Below are 23,984 nucleotides of genomic sequence, written 5' to 3'. Positions count from 1 at the left end.
CGAGCAAAATGCGTTCATGGCCACCTCGATCAAGCGACTACGGCAAGGTCTCGCCATCCGGGTGATGCGGGCGGCCAGGGCGGCGAACCGCAGCCCCCTGGCCCGCAAGCTCTTACACGGTCGCAGCATCCGGCGCTTCGCCCTGGTCAACCGGCTCTACCACGCGGTGTTCCGGCTGGGCGTGGCCACCGGGGACCGCGACGCCGAGGCCCGCTACCGGGGCGTCGTGCTGACCGGCCCGGCCTGGGACGCGACGATCATGCCGTCGGTCTCGGCGGGGTACTACGAGGAGTTCGAGGTCGGCGTCTTCGAGCGGCTGGCCTCGATCAGCCGTTCCGTCCTCGACGTAGGGGCGAACATCGGCGTCTACACCTGCACGGGCGCGGCGCGCCTGCCCAGGGACGGCAGCCTGATCGCCTTCGAGCCGGTGCCGGAGAACCTCGGCTACCTGCGGCGCAACGTGGAGCGCAACGACCTCGCCGGCCGCGTGACCGTCGAGCCCCTGGCGGTGGGGGCGGCGCCGGGCCGGCTGACCGTGCACCTGTCGGGCGAGCAGACGGGCAAGCACTCGGCCGCGGCGGCGAACGTCGGCACGGCCGCGGGCGCCCTCACCATTCCCATGACCTCGATCGACTCCTACCTCGCCGACGGCGGACTCGGCCCGCCCGACCTCATCAAGATCGACGTCGAGGGCTACGAGGGCTTCGTGCTGCGGGGCGCGGCCGAGAGCCTGGCCGCCCTGCCGGCGCTGCTGTTCGAGGTGCACCCCGAGCTCCAGGAGAACTGCGGCTGCGCCGCGGGCGAGCTGCTCGACCTCGTCTTCGCCCGCTACCCCTGGGTCTTCGTGATCGACGAGCTGGACAACTCCCTGCGGCCGTGCACGCGGACCGACCTCGACGACCCGGGCGCGATCGGCCTCTACCGCTCCAACCTCGCCGCCGTCGGCCGGCGGGAGCACCTCGACGCGTTGCGGCAGTGGCACGGCCTCGGCTGAGCGCGCGCCCGGAGGTCACGGCTCGGCGCGGCCGGTGGCCCAGGCCCACGCGGCGATGCCGACGCGGTTCCTGGCCTCGATCTTGCGCTGGATCGCGGCGATGTGGTTCTTGACCGTGCCCGGCGCGAGGAAGAGCTCGGTGGCGATCTCGGCGTTGGTCCTGCCCTGCGCCACCATCGCCACGATCTCCTCCTCGCGCCCGGTGAGGACGACGTGCGGCACTTCGGGCGGCAGGCCGCGCTGCCGGAGCAGCCGGACGGTGAGCTGGGGGCTGATGAGCATGTCGCCGTTCATCGCGGCCCGGACGGCCTCGACCAGCAGCGCGGGGCCGGAGCGCTTGAGCACGAACCCGGAGGCGCCGTTCCGCAGCGCCGCGTGAACGTACTCGTCCAGCCCGAACGTGGTGACGATCACGACGTGGATCCCGGTGCCGGCCAGGGCGCGGGCCACCTCGATGCCGTCGGCCCCCGGCATGCGGATGTCGGCGAGCACGACGTCGGGCCCGATCGCCCCGGCGGTCTCGATCGCGGCCCGGCCGTCGGCGGCCTCGGCCACGACCGTCATGTCGGGCTGGGCGTCGAGGATGAGCCGGAAGGCGGCGCGGATGCCTTCCTGGTCGTCGGCGATGAGGATGCGGATGGCCACCCCGGCGATTGTGCCAGCGGCAGCCGGGCGACCAGCGACCACCCGTCCGCCACGGCCTCCGCCACCAGGTCGCCGCCCTGCTCCCGGACGAGTGCGGCCAGGCCGGGCAGGCCGGACCCGCCGCGCCGGCCGCCCCGCGCCCGCGCCACGCCGTCGTTGGTCATGGTGATCTCGAGCGCGCCGGACCCGCCGGTCACGGCGAGGTCGACCCGGGCCGCCCCCGGGGCGTGCCGCCGCACGTTGGTCAGCCCCTCGATCACGATCCGGTAGGCCAGGGCCCCGACGTCCGGGGGCACCTCCGGCAGCGGGTCCACGCGCAGGCGGACCTCGGCCGGGCCCGCCGCGGAGAAGCGCTCGGCGGCGGCCCGGATGCCGTCGAGGTCGCCCGCGGGGGCGAGCGGGCGGTCGTGGTGCAGCGTGTCCAGGGTCCGGTCCAGCATCGACATGGCGCGCTGGCCGGCCGCCTCGACGCGTTCGAGGGCGCGCAGCGGATCGCCCGCCACCATGCCCGCCTGGGCGTGCGCCACCATCTCGCTGATGTCGTGGGCGACGAAGTCGTGCAGGTCCCTGGCCAGCCGCAGCCGCAGCGCGGTCCGGGCGTCGGCCGCCGCGCGCTCCTGCCGTACGTCGAGGAAGCGCAGGTAGCCGCCCACGGCGGCGGCCAGGAGCGCGCCCAGCCCCCAGAACGCGCACGCGCCCACCGCCTCCAGCGGCGAGACCGGGAAGAAGAACCGCAGCAGCCAGACCGCCCCGGCCAGGCCCGCCGCCGACGCGGCCGGAGCCGCCTGCCGGGGCGGCGCGTAGCGGACGACCAGGCCGGCCAGCACCGCGAGCGCCAGGCCCTCGGCCAGGCCCAGCGCGTCGGCGCCCGGCACCGCCTCCGCCGCGCCCACGACGTGGGCCAGCGTGACGGCCAGGGAGAGGGCCGCGGCCAGGAGGGTCAGCGCGGGCAGGCGCGCCCGGAGCCGCGGGCGGAACGGCGCGAGCCCCGCCAATGAGAGCGCGGCCAGCGCCGGCACGGCGTCGGCGACCCACATCAAGCTCACCGACCCGACGATACGCGCAACCTCGGGTCAGGATCCGCCGCAACTTCGGCGCACCGGTGGGCATCTAACCCGCCGTGGAGGCGTTGACCGCGGGAGATCCGCAGCGGATCGGGGACTACTGGCTGGCCGGGCGGCTCGGCTCGGGAGGGCAGGGCGTCGTGTACGACGCCTATGACCCCGAGGGCCGGCGGGTGGCGGTGAAGGTGCTGCACGCGGCGGGAGGGCGCGGGCGGTTCGCCAAGGAGGCGGCCGCGGCGGAGCGGGTGGCCTCGTTCTGCACCGCCCGGCTGCTGGCGGCCGATCTCGACGGCGGCAAACCGTTCCTGGTCTCGGAGTACGTGCCGGGTCCGAGCCTGCGCGAGGCCGTGCGGGACGGGCGGCGCTTCACCGGCGACGACCTGCACCGGCTGGCGACGGCGGTGGCCACGGCGCTCACCGCGATCCACGAGGCCGGCGTCGTCCACCGCGACCTGAAGCCGGACAACGTGCTGCTCGGCCCCGACGGGCCACGCGTGATCGACTTCGGCATCGCCAGGACGGCGGAGATGTCGCTGACCAACACCGGCGAGCTGGCGGGCACGCCCAGCTACATGGCGCCCGAGGTGCTGACCGGGCAGCGGGCGGGCACGGCGGCCGACGTCTTCGCGTGGGGCGCGATCATGGTGTTCGCGGCCACCGGCCAGGACCCGTTCGGCGGGGAGAACCTGGGCGGCGTCATGCACCGCGTGCTGACGCACCACCCGGACGTGAGCGCGCTGCCCCCGGCGCTGGCCGCGCTGATCGAGGCCGCGCTGGAGAAGGATCCGCGGGCCCGGCCGTCCGCCCGCGACCTGCTGCTGGCGCTGGTCAGCGGCGACGGGACCGACGTGGGCGGGCTGCTGGCGGCCGGAAGCCGCCGCGCCGGGGGGATGCGGGCGTCCGACCGGGACGACCCCGCGCTGGGCGCGATCGCCGAGGACGCCTACGGCGCGCTCGGCCCGGAGGCGCGCGACCTGGCGGCCGAGGTGTTCCTGCGGCTGGTCGCCGTCGGCGACGACGGCCAGGAGACGCTGCGCCGGGCCGCCCGCGAGGAGCTGTTCGGCGGCCGTCCCGACCACGAGGCGGCGGCCGTCCGGCGGATCCTGGAGGCGTTCTCGTACGTGCTCACCGCCAGGGACGGCTCGGTGGCGCTGGCGCGTCCCGGCCTGCTGCGGGCCTGGCCGCGCCTGCGCACGTGGATGGACGCCGAGCGCGCCGGGCTGGCGATGCTGGACCAGATCAACGCGGCGGCCCGGCACTGGGAGGAGCACGGCCGTCGCGACGGCGACGTGCTGCAGGGCAGCCGCCTGGAGCGGGCGCTGAGCTGGGCGGCGACCGGCCGAAGGCACCTGACGCTGACCCCGTTCGAGCGCGACTTCCTGCGTGCGGGCACGGAGCTGACCAGGAGGCGCGCCCGGCGCAGGACGCTGGTCACGACGGCGCTGGCGGGGCTGCTGGCGGTGGCCCTGGTGGCGGGCGGGCTGGCCGTGTGGCAGCGCCGGCAGGCCGTCGAGCGGCTCGACATCCTGACCGCCAAGCAGGTCGCGGCCGAGGCCGACCGCATGCGCACGACCGATCCGGGGCTCGCGATGCTGCTCAGCGTGGCCGCGTACCGGGTGTCGCCGCAGCCGGAGGCCCGCTCCAGCCTGATGGGCTCGCTCCAGCAGCAGGAGACGGCCGCCTTCCGCGACCCGCCGGTCAAGGGCATGGGCCGGCGGACGCTGAGCCGCGACGGGCGCACGCTGGTCAGCTTCAGCGAGGGCGGCGTCAACGTCTACGACGTGCGCACCGGCAGGCGGACGGCGAGCCGGCCCGGCATGACCCTGCGCGGGACGATCATCCAGGACCCCGCGCTCAGCCGCAGCGGACGTCTGCTCGCCCAGACCACCTCGGACGAGCTCGGCGTCTGGGACCTGAAGACCGGCAGGACGCTGGTGCGCAAATCGCTCCCGCCGACCGGGAACGGCGGCTACGGCGTCGTGTTCGGCGAGCACGAGACGACGCTCGTGGTCACCATGGCCGACGACGTCCCCTTCCTCGTCGATGTGACCACCGGCAGGCAGTTCGGCCGGCTGGTCTACGCGAACCGGACGATGGCGCAGACTCCCGCGCCGCTCGTCGACCCGACGGGGAGACATCTGCTGCTGCCCGGCCACCGGTTCGACCAGATCGCCCTGCCCGGCTGGACCGCCGAGCGCCCTTTCCCCGCCTGCGTGCGGAACCATGTGCTGGCGGCCTACAGCGCGGACGGCAAGACCCTGGCCTGCTCCGACGTCGCGGGCGACATCGTCCTCGTGGACGCCGTCACCGGTCGGAAGCGCGAGCTGAAGGAGACGCTGAACTGTGGGATCTGCCACGACTCCGCGCGGCTCCGGTTCAGCGCCGACGGGCGCTACATCGCCGGCTTCTACGGCCGCGACCTGGAGGTCATGCGCATCGCCGACCAGCGGACCGTCCTGCGCTACCGCGCCGAGGGCGACTTCGGCGACGTCCGCTTCGACCCCGACGGCAGGACGCTGCGCTACCTCGTCGACGACACCGTCATCAGCGTGGACCTCGCGCCGCGCACCCCGTCCGTCGCCGTGCCCGACACGCCGCTGCTCAGCGGCGACGCCCGCTGGGCGGTGTCCGCGACGAGCGGCACCGAGCTGAGCGTGTTCGACCTGCGGACGCGCAAGGAGGCAGGCCGCATACCCCTCAGGGAGGAAGGGCCCACCCAGGGCATGGACGACGCCGGCACCAGGCTGGCCCTCGCCGACATGGACCGCACGGTCACCCTGTGGGACCTGGCGACCAGGAAGAAGCTCTGGTCCAAGCGGGTGGGGGAGGGCGACTACCAGCCGGCGTACCTCCATTTCACCCCCGACGGGCGCAGGATCGCCATCACCCTCCTGCTGGGGGAGAGCCCGTTGGCGAGCGAGGTCGTGCTGGACGCCGCCGACGGCCGCGTGGTGGCCTCGTACCAGACCCGGCTCAGCGTCGGCCCCTTCCTTCCGGGAGGGCAGGTGTTCGTCTCGGGCGACGGCCGGCTCGTCGACGTGATGACCGGCAAGGCCACCGGCTCCGGGTTCGGCGACTCCGGCGCGCTGGCCATCAGCCGTGACGGGCTCCTGGCCGTCCAGGAACCCGCCACCCACCGGATCGCGCTGTGGGACGTCAAGGGGCCCACCCCGCTGCGCCCCGCCCTGCCCCGCGCCGCCGGCACCAGCTCCAGCGCGGTCTTCTCGCCGGACGGCAGAACCCTCGCCACGGCCACCGACCAGGGCGTGCTCGAGCTCTGGGACGTCCCTTCCAGGCGCCGGCTCGGCAGCTCGTACCGGGTCGGGGAGTTCGACCCCTCGTCCATGGCCTTCGGCGCCGACGGGAACGTCCTGTACGTCGGCATGCAGGACGGCCTGACGGCCGGGGCCGTGCGCGAGGTGCCCGTCGGGGACGCGCTGGTGGTCGGGAAGGTGTGCGCGCGGGCCGGTCGCACGCTCACGCCCGCCGAATGGGACCGCTACCTGGAGGACGTGCCGTACCAGGACGTGTGCGCGGCCCGATAGCGGACACCCGGCGGGCGGACGTGCCGTGACCGGCTAGATCCAGCCGCGTTCCCTGGCCGCCAGCCCCGCCTGGAAGCGGGTGACGGCGTTCAGGTCCTGCATGACGGTGTGGATGCGGCGCTGCACCGTGCGCAGCCCGAGGCCCAGCGCCCGCGCGATGGCCTCGTCCGTCAGGCCGCCCGCGAGCAGCGCGAGCAGATCCCTGGTCAGCTCGTCGGGCTCGTCGGCGGCCGTCGTGGGCCGGGGCGCCGCGCGCAGCGGGAACCCCCGCCGCCATTCGAGCTCGAACAGCGCGATCAGCGCGTCGAGCAGGGCGGACTGGTGCAGGATGAACGCCGCGTCGATGGCGTACGCCCCGTTGCGGATGGGGATCAGCGCGAGCGCGTCGTCGGCGATCCACATCTTGGCCGCCGCGTCGGCCACCACGCGGGCCTTCTCGCCCCGCGCGACGGAGTCCTGGATGAGCCGTAACTTGCCGGGCAGCGCCACGGACTCCAGGTCGTACACGCTGCGGTAGTCGATGCCCGACTTGAGCATCCGCCGCTCCCGCTCGACGTTGTCGGCGTGGCCGCGCATGACGTACGGGGGCTTGTCGATGTTGCGGAACATGGTCTGCGCGCTGTCCTGCAGCGCGTACGCCCTGCTGATGATGTTGTCGGTCCCCGTGACGACCTCGACCTGCTCGGCCGGGTGCGCCGCGTAGCGGGAGGCCAGGTGGAACGACGTGGTGAGCTCGTGGATGGCCGTGCGCACCTGGTGGAGCTCCTCCTCCTGGCGGGTGAGCAGCGGCCGGAAGGCGACGTCGGGGGCGACGGCGACGTAACGGGCGCGGCGGCCCGGCAGCCTGCTGGCCAGGCCGCGCCGCGCGAAGGCCGCCAGCGTGCGGGCCGCCAGGAGCGTCGAGACGCCGCAATGCGTGGCGAGTTCGGCGGCGGACGACCGCGGGTTCTCGACGAGCGTCGCGTACAGGCGGCTCTCGGCCGGTGACAGGCCAATCGCTTCGAGCATCGACACCCTTCCTCCCGGTGACGGGAATGGCGGGTTACCGCCATCTGGCGGGTTTTGGCCCGTTCGGCGGGCTTGTGCCCTGACTGATTCCCAGATTAGGTCAGCGAGGAAACGATCTCCATCGCGCGCGAGCGACGAATGGCCGGCGTTTTCTCAGGTCTGGAGAAAGGTATGCGTATGCTGTCCACCCCCCGGCGCCGCGGCCTCGTGGCCTTATTCGCGTCATTCGCGTCCTTACTGGCCGTCCCGCTCGCCGCGGTCCCGGGGACGGCCGCCGCGACGACCGGGACGGCGCCGGTCACCGGGGCGAACGCGCAGGCAGCCGGCCTGGCTCCGGTCAGGATCACGCTGATCACCGGGGACACCGTCACGTACGCGAAGGACGGCGCGGGCCGCGCCTCGGCCACGCTGGAGCCCGTCGAGGGCCAGGAGGCGCGCACGTACCAGGCCCGGCAGGACGACCACGGCTACTACGTGATCCCCGCTGACGCCGCGCCTTACGTCGACAAGGGACTGCTGGACAAGGAGCTGTTCAACGTCGACTACCTGGCGGCCAACGGCTACGGCGACGCCAAGAGCGCGCAGCTCCCGCTCATCGTCCAGTACCAGCCGCAGACCAAGGCCGCCGACCTGGCGGGCAAGGCCAGGTCGCTGAAGGGCGGCACGGAGCCGATGGTGCTGGAGAGCATCGACGGCGCCGCGATCAAGGTGGACAAGAAGCAGGCGCCCGCGTTCTGGCAGTCTCTGGGAGGGGGCCGGAACGACGTCAAGGCCCTGACGAGCGGCCTGCGCAAGGTGTGGCTCGACGGCAAGGTCAAGGCGCTCGACGACGTCAGCAACCCGCAGATCGGCGCCCCCGCCGCCTGGGCGGCCGGGTACGACGGCACGGGCGCCACGGTGGGCGTCATCGACAGCGGCATCGACCTGGCCCATCCCGACCTGCAGGGCAAGGTCGTCGCGGCCCGCAGCTTCGTCCCCGCCGGCAGGCCTGGCGGCGGCAACCCCGAGGAGGTCACCGACCGGCACGGTCACGGCACCCACGTGGCGTCCATCATCGCGGGCAGCGGCGCCGCCTCGAACGGCAAATACAAGGGCGTCGCCCCCGGCGCCCGGCTGACCATCGCCAAGGCCCTGGACGACACGGGCGGCGGCAACAACTCCGAGATCATCGCGGCGATGCAGTGGCAGGCGGCCACCGAGCACGCCCGGGTGGTCAACATGAGCCTGGGCAGCCAGAACCCGACCGACGGCACCGACCCGCTGAGCCAGGCGGCCGACGAGCTGACCGCCCAGTACGGCACGCTGTTCGTGGTCGCGGCGGGCAACTCGGGCCCCGGCCGGTACACCATCGCCTCCCCCGGCGCGGCGGCCTCGGCGCTCACCGTCGGCGCGGTCGACTCGGCCGACAAGATCGCCTCGTTCTCCAGCCGCGGCCCGCGCCTGGGCGCGGACTTCGCGATCAAGCCGGAGATCACCGCGCCCGGCGTGAACATCGTCGCCGCGCGCGCGGCGGGCACCTCGCTGGGCGCGGGCAGCAGCGTCCCGGGCGGCGGGCCGATCGACGACAACTACACCGCGGCGTCCGGCACCTCGATGGCCGCCCCGCACGTGGCCGCCTCCGCCGGCGTCCTGGCCGCCCAGCACCCCGACTGGACGGCCGGCCAGCTCAAGACCGCGCTGACGGGCACCGCGAAGCCGGGCGACGCACCGGTCTACGAGCAGGGCTCGGGCCGCCTGGACCTCGGGCGGGCCGTCACCCAGCAGGTCTTCGACGACCTGGCGACGGTGCACGCGGGGTTCACCGACCCGTACGACGGCCAGACGCTGACCAGGAAGGTGACCTTCCGCAACGCCGGCAAGGAGCCCGTCACGCTGGCCCTGTCGATGACGCTGAAGCGCGATGACGCCCAGCCGCCCGCCGGGATGGCCACGCTCACCCCGTCGTCGCTGACCGTCCCCGCGGGCGGCACCGCGAGCGCGGACCTCACCGTCGAGCCCACGCTCGGCGACCCCGGCTGGTACGAGGGCCGCCTGACGGCCACCGCCGGCACGGCCCGGCTGACGGCGCCGATCGCCTTCCACAAGGGCGCCGAGATGGACACCGTGCGCGTCAGGCTCGTCGGCAAACCGGAATGGACGCTGAACCCGGGCGCCGTGTCCGCCCTCCGGGTCAGCGACACCGACCCGCTCCTCCAGGGGGAGCCGATGACCACGGCCACCGAGAGCTGGCGCACCACCGACACGCCCGGCACGCTGGAGACGGAGCTCAAGCTCGCCCACGGCGGCGTCTACTCCATCGGCGACATGCCCTGGTGGTACACCAAGCCCGACCGGCAGATCCAGTACGCCGCGCTGCTCGCCCCCGAGATCAAGCTCGACGGCGACACCACGGTGACCCTGGACGCCACCGACCTCGAACCGATCCAGGTGAGCACGCCGCGCACCTCGGAGCCGGTGTTCATGAACGTGATGGTCGCCCGCACGACGGCCTCCGGCCAGATGTACGGGGGCGCCTCGCTGCTCAGCTACGAGCCGGTCACCAGAGGCCGGTTCTGGGTCACGCCGACGCGGAAGGCGCCCACGGTGGGCACCTCCACGGTGCTGTTCGACCAGGTCCGCCGCGCCCCCGAGGTCGAGCTCAGCGTGCCCGGGCTCCGGCTCACCCCCCACTACGTCGGCGAGCACGACGCGCAGGTGCCGAAGTTCGCCGCCGACCAGCGCCTGAGCCTGACCACGGGCGACGACATGCGCGGCGGCGCGAACGTGCGCGGCAAGCTCGTCCACCTCCCGGCCAGGGACTCCCTCGATCTCTTCCTGGCCGACCTGGACCTGGCCATCAAGGCGGGGGCCGCGGGCGTGGTCACCGGCGACCGGTTCGCCTGGCTGCTCACCGCCTCGGCGTACACCGCCCAGAACAAGATCCCGGTGCTGTACCTCGACAGCGGCGAGGCCGACCGGCTCGGCAAGGCCCTGTCCCGCAAGCCGTACCCGAGCGCCGCGCTGCGCACCACGCCGACCACCCCGTTCGAGTACAAGCTGGCCTACTACCTGAAGGGGACCACGGCGGGCCGCCTGAACTTCGCGCCCAAGGCCCGCGACCTCACCGAGATCGACACCACCTACCACGCCCGGTTCGCCCCGCAGACGGGCACGTGGGGGCCGTACGCGGACTTCACCGAGGTCAACCACACCTACTCGCCCGAGCAGCGCTTCAGCATCCGCGGCTCGCACTCCTTCACCGGGCCCGCGACGAGGACCGAGTACTACAACTCCCCCGGCCGGGACATCCTGTGGGAGCGCGACTACACCTTCCTCGACCCCGGCTCGGGCGGCGCGCGCTTCGCCTCCTCCACGCGCGGCTTCACCCGGGCCGGCCAGGAGCGGGAGGACTGGAACGAGGCCATCATGCCCGTGCAGTTCGCGACCGGCTCCGGCCTGCCGGACTGGGTCAGCCAGGCCATCTACTGCGACGGCTGCCGCCAGGGCGACCGGCTGCGGCTGCGCGCGCTCAGCCCGATCGGCTTCGGCTACTACTCCGACGCCTCCGACCCGGCCCACATGTACCAGGGCGCGCCGGGGACCGAGGAGATCCGCCTGTTCAACGGCGCCGCCGAGGTCGAACCGCAGTACGACGACCTGGGCGTGCCCTACTACACCGTCCCCGCCGGGGCCGGCACGTACCGGGTGACGAGCTCGTGGAAGGACGCGTTCCCCGGCAAGCACGCCGGCGCCGGCGTCGAAACCGCCTGGACGTTCCGCTCCGCCCGCCCGACGGGTGACAGCACGCCCTACACCTGCCTGGACACCGCGCTGTGGGAGGACAAGCAGCCCTGCGCCCAGGTGCCGATGATCCGGCTGCGCTACGAGCTCGGGCTGCCGGAGAACGACACCGTCCAGGGCGGCAGGCCGTTCGCCTTCACCGTCAAGGCGGAGGGCGGCCGGTCGGCGTCGCTGCGGGGAGTCTGGATCTCCGCCGACAACGGCGCGCACTGGACGCGGGCCACGGTGCTGCCCGGCGGCAAGGTGCTGGCGCTCAACCCCAAGGGCCCCGGCAGCATCTCGATCAAGGTCGAGGCGCAGGACAAGGACGGCAACTCCGTCCAGCAGACCCTCGCCGACGCCTACCTCGTGAAGTGAACACGGCCGGCGGGGGCAGGACACCGCCCCCGCCGGCGTCGTGTCCGAGGACTCAGCCGCCGGGTCCGGTCGGCTGGATGGGGGCGCCGTCGCCGTTCGAGGGCAGGTCGCCGCGCTCCACCGGGGCCGGCGGCGCGGGAGCGGGCGAGCCCGTGGCGACCGCGGGGCGGGCGCTCTGCGCGGCCTGCTTCAGCACCGCCCGGTCCACCTGGCCGACCGGGCAGATCAGCCGGATGTAGTGGTCCTTGCGCACGGCGATGTACTCCTGGTTGCCCTCGTTCACGGTGTACCAGCCGCCGCCGTCACGCTCGCACGTGCCCACGCACTTGTACGGCCCGCGGTCGATCCGCATCTCCACGCGCCTGCCGTCGGGCGCGGTGTAGAACGCCCCGAAACCCTCCTCGTTGACCCCGCCCACCGACTGCTCGACCAGTTCGAACCCGGGCAGGTCGACCACGTACATCAGATCGGGAGCCGCGCCCTGCCGCCGGGCCTGGTCCATGGCCGCCTGGCTCAGCGCGGTCCCCGAGCCGCAGCCCGCCGACATGGCGGCCAGTGTCGACAGGGCCAGCAGCGCGAGTAATCGACGTGATGACATGCCCCCAGTGTGACGGGGTACCGCCGGCGCGGCACGCCGTACGCGCCCGCGACCCTGGGAAACCGGCTTTGACCTGGTCCTCCGACTAAGCTCGGCACGGTGGTCCGCGACTGCCGGGGACGGGGAGGGGGCGGCGCGATGTCCATCCCCGACGGGCCCCTGCGGCGGATCCGCAGGCTGGAAGAGCAGCTCGCCGACGCCAAGCAGGACGTGCTGGCCCTGGTCGCGGAGCTGGAGGAGCGCGACGAGCGGCTCCGGCGGGCGCACCGGGCGATCTTCCGCGAGCTGGAGGACGCCCTGCGCCCGCCGATCCCGCGCGTGGAGCAGGCCCGGCTCGCGGTCTACTACTCCTCCTCCGAGGACGACGCGCCCACCGGCGGCGACCTCTACGACGTGGTGGTCATGCCGAGCGGCGAGCTGCACGTCGTCGTGGTGGACGCGGCCGGCCACGGCGTGGCCAGCACCCGTGCCGCGCTCAACATCATCCACGCCGTCCGCGTGCTCTCCCTGGCCGGGCTGCCGCTGGAGAACGTGGTGGAGCGGGCCGCGGCCATCCTGCAGCCGGTCTACCCCGACCTGGCCGGGACCGTGCTGGTGGCCCGCTTCGACCCGGGCACGGGAGCCCTCCGGGTGGCCACCGGCGGGCACCTGCCGCCGCTGATCGTGCCGCCCGGCGAGCCGGCGACGTACCTGGAGGCGTGGGGGCGCGGCCTGGGCTACCCCGATCCGGGCAGCGACCACGTGGCCGAGCGGCGGCTGGCGCCCGGCACGCTGGTGCTCTTCTACACCGACGGGCTGGTGGAGGCCCGGCGCGACCTCAACGCGGGGCTGGACGAGCTGGCCGAGCTGGCGGGGCGGCACCGGGACCTGCCGGTGGACGAGCTGACCGACACCCTCGTCCGGGTGATGCACCGCACGGTGCTGCACAGCGACGACACCCTGCTCCTGGCCATGCGCTGGACGCCCTGAGGCCCGTCGCACGCTCTGACCTGGACCGGTTGACATAGTGACCTCAGGTCAATATTAATGACCTAAGGTCATTAGAGTCTGAGGAGTGCGAAGATGTCCATGGCGACGGAGACGTCCGGTCTCCAGCTGGTCGGCAGGCTGCTCGATCCCGCGTCGCGGGCCGACCCCTATCCGATCTACGCCGAGTTCCGCGCCCGCGGCCCGGTCTGGATCGAGGAGATGTCCTCGTTAGTGGTGGCGAAGTACCACGACTGCGAGACGCTGCTGCGCGACCCGCGGCTCAGCGCCGAGCGCGGGCGGTTCTTCAACGCCGGCCGGACGGCCGACCCGTATCCCCCGGACGCGCCGTCCTCGGTCCGGCAGCCGTGGTTCCTCTCCCAGGACCCGCCGGACCACACCCGGCTGCGGCGCCTGGTCAGCAGCGCGTTCACCGCCAGGACCGTCGCCCGGATGGAGGGCTCCATCGCGCGGCTGGTCGACGAGTCCCTCGACCGGGAGGCCGAGGGCGAGACGTTCGACGTGCTGTCCGGCCTCGCCTACACCCTGCCGGTGACGGTCATCTGCCGCATGCTGGGCATCCCTGCGGCCGACGAGCGGCTGTTCCACCGCTGGTCCGCCCAGCTCACCCGGCTGCTCGACGGCTTCTCCAACCCCGACGAGGGGGACGGCGAAACCCCGGAGTGGGTGGGCGGCATGGTCGAGATGCACCGCTACGTCAACGAGCTCGTCGCCGGCCGGCGCCGGAGCCCGCGCCAGGACGACCTGATCTCCGAGCTGCTCGCCGCGGAGGACGGCGGCGACGCGCTCAGCCATGACGAGCTGGTCTCCACGATCGTGCTGCTGCTGGTGGCGGGGCACGAGACGACGGTCAACCTGATCGCCAACGGCGTGCTCGCCCTGCTGCGGCACCCGGGCCACCTCGCCGCCCTGCGCGACGACCCCGGTCTGGCGCCCGCGGTCGTCGAGGAGACCCTGCGCTACGACCCGCCCGTCCACCTCACCGCCCGCGTCGCCGACCAGGACCTGCGCGTCGGGGCGGCGCAGGCGCCCGCCGGCAGCCTGGTCATCCTCCTGCTGGCCGCGGCTCACCGGGACCCGGAGGCGAACCCGGACCCGGACCTGTTCGACCCGCGTCGCGAGCAGCTGCGGCACCTGGGGTTCAGCTTCGGCCCGCACTTCTGCCTCGGCGCGCCGCTGGCCAGGCTCGAAGGGCGGCTGGCGCTGACCGCGTTCGCGCGGCGGGTCCGGGAGCCCAGGCTCGTCGCCGACCCGCCGTACCGGGAGCACATCAACCTGCGCGGCGTCAGCGAGCTCCGCGTCGCCCACGCGGGGGTGATCCGGTGAGGATCGGCCCGCCGGAGCACTAGCCTGATGCGATGGCCACCTCCAGGAGCCGCCGGCGCCTCTCCCCCGAGGCCAGGCGCAACGAGCTCATCGACGCCGCCATCCGGCTCCTGGAGTCCGGGCAGGAGGTGACCAACTGGGTGCAGGCCGTCACCGCCGAGGCCGACTCCGCCAAGGGCACGTTCTACGTCTACTTCTCCTCCTGGGAGGAGATGCTCGTCGCGGTGCGCGACCGCGTGCTGCGGGGCTACGTGGACCGATACCGGCAGCTCGCCGAGTCCACCGGGCCGGTCGACTGGTGGGCAGCCCTCGACGCCGAATGCGCGGCGGGCGTCGACACCATCGCCCGGCCCGGCGGGATCCACGACGCCGTCCTCCACTCCAACGTCGCGCTCGCGCCCATGGACGAGGAGCTGGACATGATCGCCGCTCTGGCCGCGGCGCTGCGCCGCGGCATGGCCGACGGCGCGTTCCGCCCCGTCGACCCGCACATCGCGGCCCGGATCCTGTTCACCGTCGTGCACGCCGCCGGAGACGCGATCGCCGCCGGCGAGGACCGGCGACGCTGGCTGGAGACCATCCGCGACCTCGCCCGCCACTGGCTCGCGCCGCCCGGGCCGGCGAATTGACCTGGAGTGCGCTCCAGCAGGCAGGGTGGACCCATGCACAACGCCATGAGAACGCGCACCATCGGAAACCGCCACGTCGGGGCCATCGGGCTCGGTGCCATGCCCATGTCGGTGGCCGGGCACATGCCCGACGAGGACCAGTCGATCCGTACCATTCTCGCGGCCTTGGACGCCGGCGTCACCCTGATCGACACGGCTGACGCCTACACGCCTTCGCATGACGACGTCGGCCACAACGAGCGCCTGGTCGCCCGCGCCCTGGCCCGCTGGAGCGGCGACGCCGACTCCGTGCTCGTCGCGACCAAGGGCGGCCACACCCGCGTACCCGGCGGCGGCTGGTCCGTGAACGGCAGCCCGGCCTACCTCAAGGAGGCCTGCGACCGCTCCCTCAAGGCCCTCGGCGTGGAGAGCATCGGCCTCTACCAGCACCACCGTCCTGACCCGCAGGTGCCGTACGAGGAGACCATCGGCGCGCTGAAGGACCTGCACGACGCCGGCAAGATCCAGATGGCCGGCATCTCGAACGCCGACCCCGGGCAGATCAGGCTCGCCCACGGCATCCTCGGCGACCGCCTGGTGAGCGTGCAGAACGAGTACTCCCCGCGCTTCCGCTCCAGCGAGCCCGAGGTCGACGTCTGCGCCGAGCTCGGCCTGGCGTTCCTGCCCTGGTCGCCGCTGGGCGGCATCGGCCGCACCGGGGAGCTGAGCCAGCGGGACGCCTTCATCGAGATCGCCGAGGCGCGCGGCGTGTCCCCCCAGCAGGTCTGCCTCGCCTGGGAGCTGGCCCGCAGCCCGGTCGTCATCCCCATCCCCGGCGCCAGCCGGCCGGAGACGATCATCAACTCCGCCGCCGCGGCCGACCTGGAGCTCAGCGCGGAGGAGCTGGCCCGGCTCGGCTGACCGGGGCCAGTCACGTTCTCGCGGTGGGCGGCGGCAGCGCCCGGGAGATGGCCCGGGCGCTGGTGCGCAGGAGCGGGGCGAGCGCGAGGGGTGAGGAGCTGCCGTGGTGGACCACGAGGGACACCGCGGCCACCACCTCGCCCTGGGCGTCGTGGATCGGCGCGGCGACCGACAGGGCGTCCATGGTGACCTGCCGGTCGCTGACGGCGTAGCCGCGGGCGCGGGTGTCGGCGAGCGCGGCGCGGATCTGCTGCGGGGTGGTCATGGTGCGTTCGGTGTAGCGGGTGAAGGGGCCGGACACGACCCGCTCCTGCACCTCGGCGGGGGCGTACGCGAGCAGCACGAGCCCCACGCCCGTGGCCGTGAGCGCGAAGCGGCCGCCGACCCGCGTCAGCACGGGGACGGCTTTGCTCCCGGCGATCCGCTCCACGAACACCACCTCGGTGCCCTCCCGCACGGCCAGCTGCACGTTCTCGCGGGTGACCTGGGACAGGTCCTCCAGGTACGGCAGGGCGGCCTCGCGCAGGCCCAGGCCGCGGGGGGCGAGCGAGCCGAGCTCCCACAGGCGCAGGCCGATGTGGTAGCACCCGGCCGGGTCCCGTTCGAGCGCGCCCCAGGCCAGCAGCTCCGCGACCAGCCGGTGCACCGTGGAGACCGGCAGGCGGGCGTGCCGGGACAGCTCGCTGAGGGTGAGCGAGCGCCGGTCGGGCGTGAACGCGCCGAGGATCTGCAGCGCGCGGGCCACGACCGGGCCGGTACGCTCGGCCGTCTGCCTGGGGGCGGGGATCGGCATCGGCGGCTCCCTGGTCAGAGTTCGAGGACCAGCTTGGGGCAGGCGGCGCGGGAGACGCAGATGAACATGGTGTCGTTCACCGCCCGCTCCTCGGAGGTGAGGAGCGAGTCGCGGTGATCGACCGCGCCGGCCAGCACCGCGGTCTCACAGGTGCCGCAGGTCCCCTCATGGCACGAGGATAGGACCTGTACGCCGGCCTCCTGCACGACGTCGAGGATCGACCGGTCCGGGGGCACGGTGAGGGTGACGCCCGAGACGGCCAGTTCGATCTCGAAGGACCCCGTCCGCGCCGGGGCGGTCGCCTGCTTGGGCGCGAAGCGCTCCATGCGCAGCGTTCCCGGCGGCCGGTCCGCGCAGCGGCGCTCGACGGCCTCCAGCAGCGGGGCGGGGCCGCAGCAGTACACGAGGGTGTCCGGCGTGGCCCGCGCCAGGAGGGCGTCCAGGTCGAGCAGGCCGTGCTCGTCCTGCGGGCGCAGCTCCACCCGGCCTCCGTGCGCGGCTTCGAGGTCGCGGGCGAACGCCATCGAGCCCGCCGTACGGCCGCCGTAGACGAGGTGCCACTGGGCGCGGGCGGCTTCCGCGGCGCGCACCATGGGCAGTATGGGGGTGATGCCGATCCCTCCGGCGACGAACAGGTAGCGGGCCGCCGGGTGGAGCGGGAAGTGGTTGCGCGGGCCCCGCACGAGGACCGCCGTGCCGGGGTGGAGCTCCTCGTGCGCGTACGCCGAGCCGCCCCGGCCGTCCGGCTCGCGCAGGACGGCGACGCGCCAGGTCGTGCGGTCGGCCGGGTCGCCGCACAGCGAGTACTGGCGGACGCGGTCGCCGCCGAGCACGAGGTCGATGTGCGCGCCGGGCTCCCAGGCGGGCAGCTCGGCGTTCGCCGGGTCGCGCAGGTCGAGGGCGACGACCCCGTCGGCGAGCGGCTCGCGAGCGTGCACGACCAGCTTGCGCTCGATGCCCGCCGGACCGCCGGGGTCCGGGCCGGGCGCGCGCCCGCCGCTCATCGGACGCCTCCCGCACCTGACGGGACGTCCGGCCGCGCCGTCCCGCTGGGGGTGTCGGGTGAGGGCGGGATCGTGGGGGCGGCGTGGCCGGTCGGGTGGCCGAGGAGCCATTCCCAGACCTCGACGGGCCCGTCGGCGACGTGCGCGGCGCCGCAGTGGCAGGTGCCCTGGAGCAGGTCGCTCCCCGGCAGCCACACCACGCGGAGCAGCCCGCGCCCGGCGGGGACGGGCTCCATGCCCGTCACGCCCGCCCGGCCTGGGCGCCCTGCCCGGCCAGCCCGGCCAGCAGGCGCCGGGCCGCCAGCCCGCCCGTGTCGATGTTGATCGACAGCTCCTGGTAGCCGGCCGGCTCGGTCGCGATCACCTGTTCCAGCACGTCGAGCGCGGCCACGTCCTGCAGCACCACCGTGCGGTTCTGCTCGGCCAGGAAGTCGGACACGGCCTGGTCGTCCAGGGCGAAGTCGCGGGCCACCGCCCAGAAGTCGTGCGTGGAGTGCTCGGTCTCGGGCGTGATCGCGTACACCACCTCGACGTGGAAGGCGTCCGGGTCGCTGCCGTCGGCGTTCGGCAGCACGCCGAGCGGGGCGATGCGCGAGTGCAGCTTGTACAGGCACGGCGGGGTGTACTCGATGTCCTGCCAGCGCATGATGCGGCCGGTCAGCCCGGTGGACTTAGCGTAGAACGGCGGGCATTCGGCGTCGTCCATGTGGCGGCTGACGTGGACGATCCCGGCCTCCTCGTCCACGGCGGTGGTGATCGGGGTGGCCGCCACCTCGGGGGTGCCGATGTAGCCGCCGTGCAGGTACGTCTCGTGCGACAGGTCCAGCAGGTTGTCCACCAGCAGCCCGAACCGCGCCTGGAGCGGCTCCATGCCCGACACCGTCGTGTACGCGGGCGAGTCCAGCCAGGGCGCGCGCGGGATCCGGGACTCGTCGGCCCCGGCCGGGTCGCCGATCCAGACCCAGACGAAGGAGTCCCGTTCGACGACCGGGTAGCTCTTCAGCCGGGCGGTCCGCGGCACCCGGGTCTGGCCGGGGACGGCGACGCAGCCGCCGTCGGCGCCGTAGGTGAAGCCGTGGTAGCCGCAGACCACCTGGTCGTCGACGAGCCGGCTGGGCGGCTGCGACAGCGGGAACCGGCGGTGCACGCAGCGGTCGGACATGGCGGTGACGGTCCCGGCGCGGGTGCGCCAGAACAGGATGGACTCGCCGCATATGGTGCGGGAGAACAGCTCCTGGCCGATCTCGCGCCCGTACGCGGCGACGTACCACTGATCGCGGGGGATGCTCGACACGGCGACTCCTTCATGGTGCGGCGGCCGGTGTGAACGATGGTGACCTCGGTCACCTGGGCCGCGGAACAACGATTTCCGGATGCCGGAAAACGAATGTGCGGAAACACCGGCGAAACCCGCTCTTCCCCAGTGCCGGATTCTTCTTTATCCTCATGCTCAAGCAGTCTGTGAACGTTCACAGTACGCAGAAGGCCGATTTCACCCCCTAAATGTGGATTTTTCAGGTAGCTCGCCGCCCCACGCGTCCGTGAACGTGCACACAGTCCGGATTTCGGCTCTACCAACGGGACCGATCATGACCACGTACCACTTACGAAGGATCCGGGTCACCCTCCTGCTGACACTCGCGGCGCTGATCGCCCTCGCGCCGGCGACGCCCGCCCAGGCCGCCACCCTCTCCATGCGCGGCGCCGACGTCTCCTCGCTCCAGCGGAGCCTGGACCTGGGGGCCAAGTACTACAACGCAGCCGGTACGGCCGCCGACCCGCTGGACATCCTCACCGGCGCCGGGGTCAACTACGCCCGGCTGCGCATCTGGAACACCCCGGCGAGCGGCTACAACAACAAGGCGAAGGTGCTGGCCTACGCCAGGACGGTCAAGGCCAAGGGCCTCGGCCTGATGATCGACTTCCACTATTCGGACACCTGGGCGGACCCGGGCAAGCAGTTCAAGCCGGCGGCGTGGGCCAGTCACGGCATCGCGCAGCTCCAGACGGATGTGTACAACTACACGTACGACATCTGCACCAGTCTGAAGGCGCAGGGCACCACCCCGGACAGCGTGCAGATCGGCAACGAGATCAACGTCGGCATGCTCTGGAACGACGGCAAGGTCGTCAACAACGACTTCACCAACCTGAGCCTGCTGCTGAAAGCCGGCTACAACGCGACCAAGGCGTGCAACAGCGGTACCCAGGTGATCATCCACACCGCGGACGCCGACAGCCTGGCGAACGCGCGCTGGTTCTACGACGGGATCCGCGCCAAGGGCGTGCCCTGGGACATCACCGCCCTGTCGTACTACTGCATGTGGCACGGCTCGCTGTCCACCCTGTCCAGCGTGATCAGCGACGTGCGCACCCGTTACGGCAAGCCCGTCATCGTCGCGGAGACCGCCTACCCGTTCACCGCGAACAACGCCGACAGCGAGCCGAACGCGATCAACGGCTCGGCGCCGTGCTCCGGCTACCCGGCCACCTGGGCGGGGCAGGCGAGCAACTTCACCGCCGTCCAGAACACCGCGCGCAGCGCCGGGGCGATCGGTGTCTTCTACTGGGAGCCGACCTGGTACGCCATCGCCGGCAACGGCTGGGACCCGGCCAACATCAACGGCACCGGCGACCAGTGGGACAACATGGCCACCTTCAACTGGACCGGCGGCGTCAATCCCGGCATCAGATGGACCCCGTAGCGCGACCCTGACCCCGGCTCGACAACCGCCGTCCCGCGGGCGGCGGAGCCGTGACCAGCCGTTTTGGTGACTGGCCTACTACATCTGCTAGTAGAATCCGTCACCATGCGCGACCCCCGGGCATCACTCCAGGTCAGGTCGGCGGAGAACTCTGAACGGGTCGCCAGCCGTATCCAAGACCAAATGGACATCACAGTTACCGGGTCCGGGACCTCCCCGGCCGGCGGTCACCTCGCCGCCGGCCCTCACCCGGCCCGTACCTTCACGCTGGTGCCGTCGTGAGCGCCCTCCGCTCGCGGCGCACGCTCGTCGTCGTCGCCGTCGTCATCCTGGTGGCGGTGCTCGGCTACGCCGTGCCCGCCATCTCGCTCGCCGGGAAGGTCCCGCCGGGCACGGTCGTGGACGGCGTCGACATCGGCGGTCTCGCACCCGAGGCCGCCCGTTCCCACCTCGACCGGCAGCTCGCCCAGCGCGTACGCCAGCCGATGACGCTGATCGCGGGCGGCAAGCGGGTCCAGCTCACGCCCGCCGAGCTGGGCCTGGACTTCGACGCCCGGGCCACGATCGAGACCGCGATGGCCGGGGCCACCACCCCGACCGGCATCGCCCGCTCGCTCTTCGGCAGCCGCCGGCTCCCGCCTCGGGTCCTCGTGGACGAGCAGCGGCTCGCCGCCGGGCTCGCCGGCCTGGCCAAGCGCGTGGACACCAAGCCGGTGCAGGGCGGCGTCCGGTATCAGGGGCTGGAGCCGCGTACGGTCCTGCCCAAGCCCGGACGCGCGCTGGACCGCGACGCGGCGGCCCAGGCGGTGCGGGCGGCCTTCGCGGCCGCGCGCCCTACCGTCGAGCTGAAGGTCCAGGTGACGCCGCCCGCGCTCACCGAGGCCAAGGTCAAGGAGATCGCCGCCTCCACCGCGCGCACGGCGGTCGCGTCCCCGCTCACGCTGGCCAGCGGCGGCAAGCAGGCCACCGTGTCCAGGGTGCAGCTGGCCGCCGGTCTCCGCTTCGTCTCCGACGGCCAGGGCGGCCTGCGTCCGTCGTACGACGCCGACAAGATCGCCGCGGACATGGCCAAGGCCCTGCTGATCACGCCGGCCAAGGACGCCTCCTTCAAGATCGTCAAGGGCAAGCCGAAGGTCGTCCCGTCCCGGCCCGGCCACGGCGCCGACATCAAGACGCTCGGCCCGGCCATCGCCAAGGCCGTGGCGGCGGGCAGCCGCCGCGTCGACCTGCCCGCCACGGCGCGGCAGCCCCGGGTGAGCACGGCGGCGGCGGCGAAGCTCGGCGTCAAGGAGCAGGTCAGCTCGTTCACCACCCAGCACCCGTGCTGCGCGCCCCGGGTGACCAACATCCACACCATCGCCGACATCGTGGACGGCTACGTGGTGCGTCCAGGGGAGACGTTCTCGCTCAACGACGTGGTCGGCAAGCGCGACACCGCCCGCGGCTTCGTCGAGGCGCCGATGATCCTCAACAACCGGTTCGTCAACGACGTCGGCGGCGGGGTCTCGCAGTTCGCCACCACCATGTTCAACGCCGTGTTCTTCGGCGGCTTCCAGGACGTCCAGCACCGGGCCCACCAGTACTACATCTCCCGCTACCCGGCCGGGCGCGAGTCCACGGTCTCCTACCCGCAGCCGGACTTCCGCTGGCGCAACGACTCCAGCTACGGCGTCCTGATCAAGGCCTCGTACACGAACACCTCGGTCACCGTGCAGTTCTGGAGCACCAAGCGCTACGACATCGAATCGACGAGCTCGGAGCGCTACAACGTCAAACCCGTCGAGACCCTGACCGAGACCGGGTCCGAGTGCATCCCGATGGAGGGCTCGGAGGGGTTCGCCATCGACGTGTGGCGCACCTTCAAGAAGGACGGCAAGGTCGTGCGCAAGCAGCGCTTCCACACCGTCTACGACCCCGAACCCCGTCTCACCTGCGAGAAGTGACGCTCAAGGCCGTCATCCGAGGAGGGAGTTGAGCCTGCCGTAGTCGAGGCCGCCGGCGAGCGTCTCGTACGTGCCGCCGCCGAGCAGCTCGCCGGCCGCCCGCGCGGCGCACGCGTACGCGGCCTGCGCGATCGCCGAGCCGACGCTGACCCGCGCCACGCCCGCCTCCGCCAGCCGCTCCACCGGCGGAGCGCCGGGCCCGGCCATCACGTTCAGCGGCAGCGGGCCGCCGGCCAGGCGGGCGATCGCGTCCAGGTCCAGCAGGCCCGGCACGAACAGCCCGTCGGCCCCGGCCTCGGCGTAGACCCGCGCCCGCTCCTCGACCTCGGCGAGCCGGTCCCCCAGCACGCCGGCCAGGTAGACGTCGGTGCGGGCGTTGACGAACAGGTCGACCCCCGCGGCGTCGGCCGCCGCCCGCGCCTCGGCGATGCGCCGGGCCTGGTCCCCGCGCGACAGCAGCGGCGCGCCGTCGAGGCCGGGGGAATCCTCCAGGTTGACGCCGACCGCGCCGGCCTCGATCACCGCGCGAACGGTGCCCGCGACGTCGCCGTACCCGCTCTCGATGTCGGCGGTGACCGGCACCGTCACGGCCGCCACGATGACGGCCACGGCCGCGACCATCCGCTCCCTGCCGAGCCCCTGGGCGTCCGGCGCCCCGTTCGCCCAGGACACGCCGGCGCTCGTCGTCGCGACGGCCTGCGCGCCCGCGGCCTCGATCAAGGCCGCCGAGGCGGCGTCCCAGGCGTTGGGGAGCACGAGGACCGTGCCCTGATGCAGGGCTCTGAACCGGGCGGCCCGCGTGTCTGTGGTTGGCGTCATGCCGATCTCCTTCCAGGGCGCGGTACGCGACTTCACCGCACCGCGCGTCGTCAAAGGATGCTCCACATTACGGGATCAGGTCTGGCCATATTCGGACATGTCAGCATCCGCCGCCCGGCCGAGCCCTCGCGTCATCGAATCCGGGCGAGGAGCTTCTGCATCTGCGTCACCTGGGCCTGCTGGTCCTTGATGATCCGGTCGGCCAGCCGCTTCGCCTGGGAGTTCTTCCCGTGCTTGCGCTCGACGCGGGCCATGGCGATCGCCTCCTGGTGATGATCGATCATCATCGTGAGGAACCCCTTGTCGAAGCCGGTGCCCCGGGAGTCCAGCAGGGTCTTGATGTTCGCGTCGGTCATGCCGGCCGGCACGTCATTCGCCGCGTCGCCGACCGGCGTCGCCTTGCCCCACTCCTTCAGCCAGCCCTGCATGGTCTCGATCTGCGGTTGCTGGTTGTCCTTGATCTTCTCCGCCAGTTCCTTGACCTCCTCGGTCGCTGCCCGTGTCGTGGCCAGCTCTGCCAGTTCGATGGCTTCCTGGTGGTGCGCGATCATCATCTGCGCGAACATCACGTCGGCGTCGTCGAAAGCCGGTTTCGACTGAGCGCTCGCCGTCGCGACCGGCACGCGCCCGGACATCATGGTCGTGTCCCGCCCCGCCGGACGCGTCGAATTACCGCCGCAGGCAGTGAGGACGAACGCCCCCACCGCCAAGGCCGTCGCCAGTGAGACGCCGTGCACAGCCGCTGGTTTTGTGGTCATGGCCGCTGAACCCCCCGATTTCAGCACGTCAGCACACCCCGTCTACACGAGGCTGACCTGGCCATATGTTCCCCGGGAGCACCCGTTGCTACCGTACGAGATCCACACTCCGTTCCCGACGCCCCGGAA

Annotated in this window: 19 protein-coding genes; 9 read left to right on the top strand and 10 right to left on the bottom strand. The window is 72.9% G+C overall.

Annotated elements, in window-relative coordinates:
* Nucleotides 1-16 precede the first annotated feature (16 nt).
* Nucleotides 17-994, top strand: a complete 978-nt coding sequence (locus ABZS69_RS09110; RefSeq protein ID WP_355368869.1) for an FkbM family methyltransferase — start codon at nucleotides 17-19, stop codon at nucleotides 992-994.
* 15 nt (nucleotides 995-1,009) lie between these two features.
* On the opposite strand, the gene ABZS69_RS09105 is transcribed toward ABZS69_RS09110, so the two are convergent.
* Entirely contained in the window at nucleotides 1,010-1,639 is a 630-nt protein-coding gene (locus ABZS69_RS09105) for a response regulator transcription factor (RefSeq protein ID WP_355368867.1), read from the bottom strand.
* The gene (locus ABZS69_RS09100) at nucleotides 1,555-2,685 is read right to left on the bottom strand and encodes a histidine kinase (RefSeq protein WP_355368865.1); all 1,131 of its coding nucleotides are present in this window, start codon (nucleotides 2,683-2,685) and stop codon (nucleotides 1,555-1,557) included. Before ABZS69_RS09100 ends, ABZS69_RS09105 begins: the two co-directional genes overlap by 85 nt.
* Before the next feature lie 74 nt (nucleotides 2,686-2,759).
* On the opposite strand from ABZS69_RS09100, the gene ABZS69_RS09095 reads away from it, so the two are divergent.
* Complete coding sequence (locus ABZS69_RS09095) at nucleotides 2,760-6,248, top strand: WD40 repeat domain-containing serine/threonine protein kinase (protein WP_355368863.1); 3,489 nt, start codon at nucleotides 2,760-2,762, stop codon at nucleotides 6,246-6,248.
* A gap of 33 nt (nucleotides 6,249-6,281) precedes the next feature.
* Here ABZS69_RS09095 and ABZS69_RS09090 read toward each other — a convergent pair whose 3' ends face one another.
* Nucleotides 6,282-7,256: a helix-turn-helix domain-containing protein gene (locus ABZS69_RS09090; protein ID WP_355368861.1), complete on the bottom strand. Its 975-nt coding sequence runs from the start codon at nucleotides 7,254-7,256 to the stop codon at nucleotides 6,282-6,284.
* 177 nt (nucleotides 7,257-7,433) lie between these two features.
* Here ABZS69_RS09090 and ABZS69_RS09085 point away from each other — a divergent pair, with 177 nt between their 5' ends.
* Nucleotides 7,434-11,393 (top strand): S8 family serine peptidase, encoded by a 3,960-nt coding sequence (locus ABZS69_RS09085; protein ID WP_355368859.1) that lies wholly within the window; start codon nucleotides 7,434-7,436, stop codon nucleotides 11,391-11,393.
* A 52-nt stretch (nucleotides 11,394-11,445) separates the two neighbouring features.
* Here ABZS69_RS09085 and ABZS69_RS09080 read toward each other — a convergent pair whose 3' ends face one another.
* Entirely contained in the window at nucleotides 11,446-11,991 is a 546-nt protein-coding gene (locus tag ABZS69_RS09080) for a hypothetical protein (protein WP_355368857.1), read from the bottom strand.
* Nucleotides 11,992-12,129: 138 nt separating this feature from the next.
* Here ABZS69_RS09080 and ABZS69_RS09075 point away from each other — a divergent pair, with 138 nt between their 5' ends.
* From ABZS69_RS09075 to ABZS69_RS09060, 4 genes are all read left to right on the top strand, one after another.
* Nucleotides 12,130-12,960: a PP2C family protein-serine/threonine phosphatase gene (locus tag ABZS69_RS09075; RefSeq protein ID WP_355368855.1), complete on the top strand. Its 831-nt coding sequence runs from the start codon at nucleotides 12,130-12,132 to the stop codon at nucleotides 12,958-12,960.
* Between the two features lie 93 nt (nucleotides 12,961-13,053).
* Entirely contained in the window at nucleotides 13,054-14,304 is a 1,251-nt protein-coding gene (locus ABZS69_RS09070) for a cytochrome P450 (protein WP_355368853.1), read from the top strand.
* A gap of 32 nt (nucleotides 14,305-14,336) precedes the next feature.
* A complete protein-coding gene (locus tag ABZS69_RS09065) occupies nucleotides 14,337-14,933 on the top strand; it encodes a TetR/AcrR family transcriptional regulator (protein WP_355368851.1) in 597 nt (198 codons plus the stop codon).
* A 45-nt stretch (nucleotides 14,934-14,978) separates the two neighbouring features.
* Nucleotides 14,979-15,833, top strand: a complete 855-nt coding sequence (locus tag ABZS69_RS09060) for an aldo/keto reductase (protein ID WP_355368849.1) — start codon at nucleotides 14,979-14,981, stop codon at nucleotides 15,831-15,833.
* A gap of 10 nt (nucleotides 15,834-15,843) precedes the next feature.
* Here ABZS69_RS09060 and ABZS69_RS09055 read toward each other — a convergent pair whose 3' ends face one another.
* From ABZS69_RS09055 to ABZS69_RS09040, 4 genes are read right to left on the bottom strand one after another with little or no spacing between them, the layout of a single operon-like run.
* Entirely contained in the window at nucleotides 15,844-16,626 is a 783-nt protein-coding gene (locus ABZS69_RS09055) for an IclR family transcriptional regulator (RefSeq protein ID WP_355368847.1), read from the bottom strand.
* A gap of 14 nt (nucleotides 16,627-16,640) precedes the next feature.
* Nucleotides 16,641-17,630 carry a PDR/VanB family oxidoreductase gene (locus ABZS69_RS09050; RefSeq protein ID WP_355368845.1) on the bottom strand — a complete coding sequence of 330 codons (990 nt, stop codon included), beginning with the start codon at nucleotides 17,628-17,630 and terminating at the stop codon, nucleotides 16,641-16,643.
* Nucleotides 17,627-17,866, bottom strand: coding sequence for a hypothetical protein (locus tag ABZS69_RS09045; RefSeq protein ID WP_355368844.1), 240 nt, complete (start codon nucleotides 17,864-17,866; stop codon nucleotides 17,627-17,629). The genes ABZS69_RS09050 and ABZS69_RS09045 overlap by 4 nt, the downstream gene beginning before the upstream one ends.
* A gap of 5 nt (nucleotides 17,867-17,871) precedes the next feature.
* On the bottom strand, nucleotides 17,872-18,924 hold the full coding sequence (locus ABZS69_RS09040; protein ID WP_355368842.1) for an aromatic ring-hydroxylating dioxygenase subunit alpha: 1,053 nt from the start codon (nucleotides 18,922-18,924) through the stop codon (nucleotides 17,872-17,874).
* A gap of 295 nt (nucleotides 18,925-19,219) precedes the next feature.
* Here ABZS69_RS09040 and ABZS69_RS09035 point away from each other — a divergent pair, with 295 nt between their 5' ends.
* Nucleotides 19,220-20,335: a glycosyl hydrolase 53 family protein gene (locus tag ABZS69_RS09035; RefSeq protein ID WP_355368840.1), complete on the top strand. Its 1,116-nt coding sequence runs from the start codon at nucleotides 19,220-19,222 to the stop codon at nucleotides 20,333-20,335.
* Nucleotides 20,336-20,613: 278 nt separating this feature from the next.
* Entirely contained in the window at nucleotides 20,614-22,278 is a 1,665-nt protein-coding gene (locus ABZS69_RS09030) for a VanW family protein (protein WP_355368838.1), read from the top strand.
* Between the two features lie 12 nt (nucleotides 22,279-22,290).
* Here ABZS69_RS09030 and ABZS69_RS09025 read toward each other — a convergent pair whose 3' ends face one another.
* Nucleotides 22,291-23,097: an isocitrate lyase/phosphoenolpyruvate mutase family protein gene (locus tag ABZS69_RS09025; RefSeq protein WP_355368836.1), complete on the bottom strand. Its 807-nt coding sequence runs from the start codon at nucleotides 23,095-23,097 to the stop codon at nucleotides 22,291-22,293.
* A 131-nt stretch (nucleotides 23,098-23,228) separates the two neighbouring features.
* Nucleotides 23,229-23,882: a DUF305 domain-containing protein gene (locus ABZS69_RS09020; RefSeq protein ID WP_355368834.1), complete on the bottom strand. Its 654-nt coding sequence runs from the start codon at nucleotides 23,880-23,882 to the stop codon at nucleotides 23,229-23,231.
* Between the last annotated feature and the right edge of the window lie 102 nt (nucleotides 23,883-23,984).

Origin of the sequence: Nonomuraea sp. NPDC005650, from assembly GCF_040605375.1 — a bacterium.
Lineage (GTDB): Bacteria > Actinomycetota > Actinomycetes > Streptosporangiales > Streptosporangiaceae > Nonomuraea.
This window is presented reverse-complemented; position numbering and strand designations above follow the sequence as displayed.

Coding starts and splice junctions, on each gene's coding strand:
- ABZS69_RS09055 (WP_355368847.1), bottom strand. CDS start 16,626: ATGCCGATCCCCGCCCCCAGGCAGACGGCCGAGCGTACCGGCCCGGTC.
- ABZS69_RS09085 (WP_355368859.1), top strand. CDS start 7,434: ATGCTGTCCACCCCCCGGCGCCGCGGCCTCGTGGCCTTATTCGCGTCA.
- ABZS69_RS09065 (WP_355368851.1), top strand. CDS start 14,337: ATGGCCACCTCCAGGAGCCGCCGGCGCCTCTCCCCCGAGGCCAGGCGC.
- ABZS69_RS09045 (WP_355368844.1), bottom strand. CDS start 17,866: ATGGAGCCCGTCCCCGCCGGGCGCGGGCTGCTCCGCGTGGTGTGGCTG.
- ABZS69_RS09080 (WP_355368857.1), bottom strand. CDS start 11,991: ATGTCATCACGTCGATTACTCGCGCTGCTGGCCCTGTCGACACTGGCC.
- ABZS69_RS09070 (WP_355368853.1), top strand. CDS start 13,054: ATGTCCATGGCGACGGAGACGTCCGGTCTCCAGCTGGTCGGCAGGCTG.
- ABZS69_RS09075 (WP_355368855.1), top strand. CDS start 12,130: ATGTCCATCCCCGACGGGCCCCTGCGGCGGATCCGCAGGCTGGAAGAG.
- ABZS69_RS09050 (WP_355368845.1), bottom strand. CDS start 17,630: ATGAGCGGCGGGCGCGCGCCCGGCCCGGACCCCGGCGGTCCGGCGGGC.
- ABZS69_RS09110 (WP_355368869.1), top strand. CDS start 17: ATGGCCACCTCGATCAAGCGACTACGGCAAGGTCTCGCCATCCGGGTG.
- ABZS69_RS09035 (WP_355368840.1), top strand. CDS start 19,220: ATGACCACGTACCACTTACGAAGGATCCGGGTCACCCTCCTGCTGACA.
- ABZS69_RS09090 (WP_355368861.1), bottom strand. CDS start 7,256: ATGCTCGAAGCGATTGGCCTGTCACCGGCCGAGAGCCGCCTGTACGCG.
- ABZS69_RS09025 (WP_355368836.1), bottom strand. CDS start 23,097: ATGACGCCAACCACAGACACGCGGGCCGCCCGGTTCAGAGCCCTGCAT.
- ABZS69_RS09060 (WP_355368849.1), top strand. CDS start 14,979: ATGAGAACGCGCACCATCGGAAACCGCCACGTCGGGGCCATCGGGCTC.